Here is a 6,346-nt window from a genome sequence, read left to right as displayed (position 1 = left end):
GCCGTCGATTGTGTGCATGGCGCGTACGTGAGTCGTTGTTGATCGTGTGCATGGAGCGTATATCTACGTGATCGTGTGCATGGGGCGTACATGTAGCGCGCGTTTTGCGCCTCTACGTATCCGTTGTATGCACACGATGCCTCCAACGACATACGTCCGATGCACACGATGGTGTGTGGAAAAAGGGATTTTTGCCGTGTCGTGCTGTCGGTTGTGTGCATCGCACGTACGTATCAGGGTGCGATGGACTCTTATGGCCGTTGTGGGCCGTCGATTGTGTGCATGGCACGTACGTAAGGCGCTGCTGATCGTGTGCATGGAGCGTACATCTACGTGATCGTGTGCATGGGGTGTCCATGTAGCGCGCGTTTTGCGCCTCTACGTATCCGTTGTATGCACACGATGCCTCCAATGACATACGTCCGATGCACACGATGGGTGCGCGAGAGGGAGTCGATGATACGTGCCGTCGCGTATTGGCGCTCGTTGCCGATCCGGATTCGGTTCTTCTCAGTCGGTTCGCCGAGTCGGGTGTTGGAGTGTTTGCTGGCGATCGAAATTCGGGAATCGATGGTTGATCTCCCGAATTGTGATCGCTGACAGTTGCTCAGTGAACGAAATTCGGGAGTAGTGGGTTTGTTTCGAGAGGATCTTGCGCTTGCGGGTCGTGCTTGTGGGCCGCTCCGCGCGTGCGGGTCGCTCTGCGCAAGGTTTTCTCGGAATTGGCCTTGAGTTCGAGAATTGCTTGCGCGAACCGGCTTGTCGGCGCATGTTTTTCTCGAGATTCGGTCTTGTTTCGAGATTCTCTTGCGCTTATGGGTCGGGCAGCGCAAGATTTTCTCGAACTGAGGGTTTGTTTCGAGATTCTCTTGCGCTCGGCACCTATGGGGTACGTGGGGTACGTGGGGATCGACTGGGCGTCGACTCATTCGTTCTGACCTATTCGTTCTGACCTATTCGTTCTGATTCATCTGATTCATCCGCGCCGATTCATCTGATTCATCCGCGGCATTCATCCGTGGCAATGCGGCCGTTTGAGAGGGTGCCCTCGCGGAATCTCGCGGAACACCCCCAAGAAAGGTGGCGACGCTACAATGGCAATCAGCAATCATCCCTGAGTGGTCAGCCGGTGAGCTGGTCAGCTGGTCAGCCGGTTAGCCGGCCAGCCGGCCAGCCGGTCAGCCAATCAACTGATCAACTGGTCAGCCGACCAGCCGACCAGCCCGACCGGTCGGCAACCCACCCAGCAGGCGGACCGGCGGAACCTGCCCAGCGGAACAGAGCAGCGAAAAGAACAGCGCGAGGTGCACATGGCGGACGAAACCAGCAACAACGAAGCCGAGGAGATCGTCGGCGGCAGAATCGAGATCGTCGACGTCTCCAAGCATCCCGATCCCTCCATTCCCGATTCGGAGCTGTCGCTGGCCGACATGAATCGCGGCCGTTCCAAGCCGTTGCCGTGGGTGCTGTATGGCGTGCTGGTGCTGGCGTCGATCATCGCGCCGTACTGGCTTGGTCGCACGCTCGCGGCGCGGAGCACGTCCACCGTCGTGCGGTATCTGACGTTCTCGACCCCGCAGGGCGTCGCGTTGATGTCATGGGCGGTGACGGTGGTGATGTTCACCGGTCTGGGCATGGCGGTTGTGGTGACGCGCGGCTGGCTGTGGCGCATCGTGTTTGCGGTCGGGCTTGCGGCCGAGCAGTTCATTGCCGGCATCTGTCTGCTGCGGCTGGATTTCTGGTTTGCGACGTATGTGATGTATGGCGATGCCGCGCGCTACGCGAACGCGGCGAATCTGGGCATTATCGCCGCCGGGTTCGGTCTGGCCGCATTCGCGGTGCTGTGGGTGGGGCTGCTGGTGCTGATTCGCAAGGATTCGCCGCTGAATGTGCTCACGCACAGTTGGGCGTCGTTTCTGCTGTTTTACATGATCGAGGCGATTGCGCTGATCATCGTGCAGTTCGGCGGTTTGGTGACGATGGTGTGACGGAGGATGCTGCGGCGTGGTGCATCAGGCGCAGTGCGCTATGCGCGCGTCGCTGACTGCGCAGCGATCGTCCATGCGATTGCATATAGTATCTCTTTGGCGTGTTTCGCCCGCGGATGGAGAGCGCACCGGCACAGTGCCGGGTGCACCGCGCAGCAATCACAAGGAGGATGCCGTGGCACTTACGGCTGAGGAAAAGCAGAGCATTATCACCACTTACGCGACGCACGAGGGCGACACGGGTTCTCCCGAGGTTCAGGTCGCGCTGCTGAGCAAGCGCATCGCGGACCTGACCGAGCACCTCAAGAAGCACACGCATGATCACCACTCCCGTCGTGGCATGCAGCTCATGATCGGTGATCGTCGTCGTCTGCTCGACTATCTCAAGCGCGTTGACATCAACCGTTATCGTGCGCTGATTGAGAAGCTGGGTCTGCGTCGATAGTGGACTTTTGCGCCCGGGCGTTATGCTCGGGCGCTTTTGCGTGGGGCCGCGCCGCGGTGGCTGAGGTTGATGTGCCGTCGCGTGCGGCAGATGCCCGGGGAGTCCGGGGCATCCGAGGGTGAGACGTAATAAGATAACAAGCAAGAGTCTGGAATCTGACAGAACAACGGCGTGGCAGGCGGACCTGCGCGCAGGGGCGTGATATGTGGGCGGATGGGATGGCCATCCATCCAGGTACGAGGCTTGGCAGAGGACTGGCTTGGTCGGGGTTCGACCGACAGCAGTAGGTAACTGTAGAAAACAAGAGAAAACAACAAAGGAGGAACCCTATGGAGGGTCCCGAAATCAAGGCCGCTGAGGCCGTGATCGATAATGGTTCGTTCGGAAAGCGCACGTTGCGCTTCGAGACCGGTTGTCTCGCGCAGCAGGCGGATGGCGCGGTGGCCGCCTATCTGGACGATGATTCGATGATTCTGTCCACCACCACCGCAGGAAACAGCCCGAAGGAGAACTACGACTTCTTCCCGCTGACCGTCGACGTCGAAGAGAAGATGTACGCCGCCGGCAAGATTCCGGGCTCGTTCTTCCGTCGCGAAGGCCGTCCGTCGAGCGAGGCCATCCTCGCCTGCCGCATCATCGACCGTCCGCTGCGTCCGCTGTTCCCGCACACGCTGCGCAACGAGGTGCAGATCGTCGAGACCGTGCTGTCGATCAATCCTGACGACGCCTACGATGTGATCGCCCTGAACGCCGCGTCCGCATCGACGATGATCTCCGGTCTGCCGTTCTCCGGCCCGGTAGCCGGCGTCCGCCTGGCGCTGATCGACGGCCAGTGGGTCGCGTTCCCGCGTTGGAGCGAGCGCGAGCGTGCGGTGTTCGAGCTGGTCGTCGCCGGCCGCGTGGTCGAGGACGGCGACGTCGCGATCGCCATGATCGAGGCCGGTGCCGGCAAGAACGCCTGGCACCTCATCTACGACGAGGGTCAGACCAAGCCGGATGAGACCGTCGTCGCGCAGGGCCTGGAAGCCGCCAAGCCGTTCATCAAGGTGATCTGCGAGGCGCAGAACGAGCTCAAGGCGAAGGCCGCCAAGGAGACCAAGGAATTCCCGCTCTTCCCGGAGTACACCGAGGATCTGTACAACCGCATCGACGAGATCGCCCACAAGGATCTCGACGAGGCGCTCTCCATCGCCGAGAAGCTGCCGCGTCAGGACCGCATCCACGAGATCAAGGAGCACGTGCGCGCGATCCTCGCCAACGAATTCACCGACATGGACGATGCCGAGAAGGACAAGGAACTCGGCAACGCGTTCAAGGAGCTGCAGCGTCAGATCGTGCGCCGCCGCATCCTCACCCAGGACTACCGCATCGACGGCCGCGGCCTCAAGGACATCCGCACCCTGTCCGCCGAAGTGGACATCGTGCCTCGCGTGCACGGCTCCGCACTGTTCCAGCGCGGCGAAACCCAGATTCTGGGCATCACCACGCTCGGCATGCTCAAGATGGAGCAGCAGATCGACGCGCTGTCCGGCCCGCAGTCCAAGCGTTACATGCACAACTATGAGATGCCGCCGTACTCCACCGGCGAAACCGGCCGCGTCGGCTCCCCGAAGCGCCGCGAAATCGGCCACGGTGCCCTCGCCGAGAAGGCGATCGTGCCCGTGCTGCCGAGCCGTGAGGACTTCCCGTACGCGATTCGTCAGGTCTCCGAGGCCATCGGTTCCAACGGATCGACCTCGATGGGCTCCGTGTGCGCATCCACGCTGAGCCTGCTCGCCGCGGGCGTGCCGCTCAAGGCGCCGGTCGCGGGCATCGCGATGGGTCTCGTCTCCGGTGACGTGGACGGCAAGCACATCTACAAGACGCTGACCGACATTCTGGGTGCCGAGGACGCGTTCGGCGACATGGACTTCAAGGTCGCGGGCACGTCCGAGTTCATCACCGCGCTCCAGCTCGACACCAAGCTCGACGGCATCCCGGCCGACATTCTCGCCGCCGCCCTCCAGCAGGCGCACGAGGCGCGTACCACGATCCTTGATCTGATCAACGAGTGCATCGACGGACCGGCCGAGATGAGCGAATTCGCTCCGCGCATCCTCACCACCACCGTTCCGGTGGACAAGATCGGCGAGATCATCGGGCCGAAGGGCAAGAACATCAACCAGATCCAGGAGGAGACCGGCGCCGAGATCGCCATCGAGGATGACGGCACCGTGTTCATTTCCTCCGAAGGCGGCGAGGCTGCCGAGAAGGCCAAGGCGATCATCGATCAGATCGCCAACCCGCACGTGCCGCAGGCCGGCGAAACGTACAACGGCAAGGTCGTCAAGACCACGTCGTTCGGCGCGTTCGTCAACCTGACCCCGGGCACCGACGGTCTGCTGCACATCTCCCAGATTCGCAACCTCGCCAACGGTGAGCGCATCGATCAGGTCGAGGATGTGCTCAAGGAAGGCGACACCGTTGAGGTGGTCGTGCAGGGCGTTGATGATCGCGGCAAGATTTCGCTGGCGATTCCGGGATTCGAGGACCAGGAGAGCGGCGCAGGCCGTGGCTTCGACCGCGGCGCACGTTCCGATCGCGATGATCGCCGCGGTGCGGGCCGTGGTCCGCGTCGCGACCGTGATGATCGCGGCTACCGTGGTCGCCGTGACCGCGACGATGATCGTGACGATCGCGATTATGATGATCGTCCGCGTCGCGCCGCTCGCCGTGACGACCGCGACGACGATTATGATGATCGTCCGCGTCGCCGTCGTTCCGATCGTGATTACGATGATCGCGAAGATCGCGCGGAGCGTTCTGATCGCTCGGATCGCTCTGACCGCTCGGACCGCTCGGACCGTGGCTATGATCGTGATGATCGTCGTGATGATCGTCCGCGTCGCGCTGCGCGCCGTGACGATCGTGATGATCGTGATGATCGCGGTTATGATCGTGATGATCGTCCGCGCCGCGCGTCCCGCCGTGACGACCGCAACCCGCGTTATGCCACCGATGAGAACTACGACGAGTACCATGCGGATCGCGTCGAGCGCAACGAGCGCCCGCGCCGCCGCGTGCGTCGCGATTTCGATCCTTTTGAGGACTGATATCTTCAAACTGATGCCTTCAAAAGGGGTTTCGCGGGTACCTGTTGCGCGACCGCTCGCTTCGCCTACGGACAGTCCCACAGGCTGTCCGTTTGGCGGGTCGGCTTGAGGACTGACGTGAGGACTAACGTTCTCACCGTGGTCACGGCTTAGCCGCGCTGCCTTCGCGGCTGCCTTCGCGGGTGCTTTTGCGGGTGCTTTTGCGCGTTTGCTTACTTCAAAACAAAGCGAGTCACAAACAAGGACAGTCCATTGGGCTGTCCTTGTTGCGTTTTGAACGTTGAAGGCGCTGCCGTGCGCGCTGGAGGAACGCACGAACAACTCGTACAAGCATGAGCTGGTCTGGGTCAACAGGCCGTCCCGGACGGTCGACGAACTGGAATACGCGACGATGCGGTGGGTGGCGTGGTACAACTCGGAACGGCTGCACGCCTCACTGAGCTACAGGACACCACAGGACGTGGAGACGAGTATTATCGACAGCAGACGGCACAAGCCGTCTCACAGTAGAGACGGAACAACAATCAGGCCACTTCACCTGTTCGTCTCGGCTAGTGTGCCGCGTCAGAAGTTCGTTGATCATATTGTTGGCTCCCCTTGTCAGGACGTTGCCGTTAGTCAAACAGCAGAGCTGTTTGTAGGCAACGTGTGAGCCGACAGGCGAGCAGGCAGGCTGCGCGCGGAGCGCGTCCGTGATTGCAGCGAGCTGGCCCGCGAAGCGGGACTGAGGGGTAGTGAATTCGTCAATGAATTTCTGACGCGGCACACTAGCGCTCTGTATCAGTTGTTCGTGGATCATTCACCCGGCTTCCAACATCAGT

The 6,346-nt window shown here is 61.4% G+C and carries 4 protein-coding genes; all 4 read left to right on the top strand.

All coding sequences use genetic code 11. The features are described from left to right. Nucleotides 1-1,310: 1,310 nt before the first annotated feature. A complete protein-coding gene (locus EHS19_RS10230) occupies nt 1,311-1,988 on the top strand; it encodes a hypothetical protein (protein ID WP_151917661.1) in 678 nt (225 codons plus the stop codon). Between the two features lie 175 nt (nt 1,989-2,163). Then, nucleotides 2,164-2,433, top strand: a complete 270-nt coding sequence (rpsO, locus tag EHS19_RS10225) for a 30S ribosomal protein S15 (protein ID WP_151917660.1) — start codon at nt 2,164-2,166, stop codon at nt 2,431-2,433. A gap of 329 nt (nt 2,434-2,762) precedes the next feature. Further along, the gene (locus EHS19_RS10220) at nt 2,763-5,525 is read left to right on the top strand and encodes a polyribonucleotide nucleotidyltransferase (protein WP_151917659.1); all 2,763 of its coding nucleotides are present in this window, start codon (nt 2,763-2,765) and stop codon (nt 5,523-5,525) included. Between the two features lie 280 nt (nt 5,526-5,805). Then, complete coding sequence (locus EHS19_RS11795) at nt 5,806-6,177, top strand: integrase core domain-containing protein (RefSeq protein WP_151917658.1); 372 nt, start codon at nt 5,806-5,808, stop codon at nt 6,175-6,177. The last annotated feature ends 169 nt before the right edge of the window (nt 6,178-6,346 follow it).

Source organism: Bifidobacterium jacchi, from assembly GCF_009078285.1.
GTDB lineage: Bacteria > Actinomycetota > Actinomycetes > Actinomycetales > Bifidobacteriaceae > Bifidobacterium > Bifidobacterium jacchi.
This window is presented reverse-complemented; position numbering and strand designations above follow the sequence as displayed.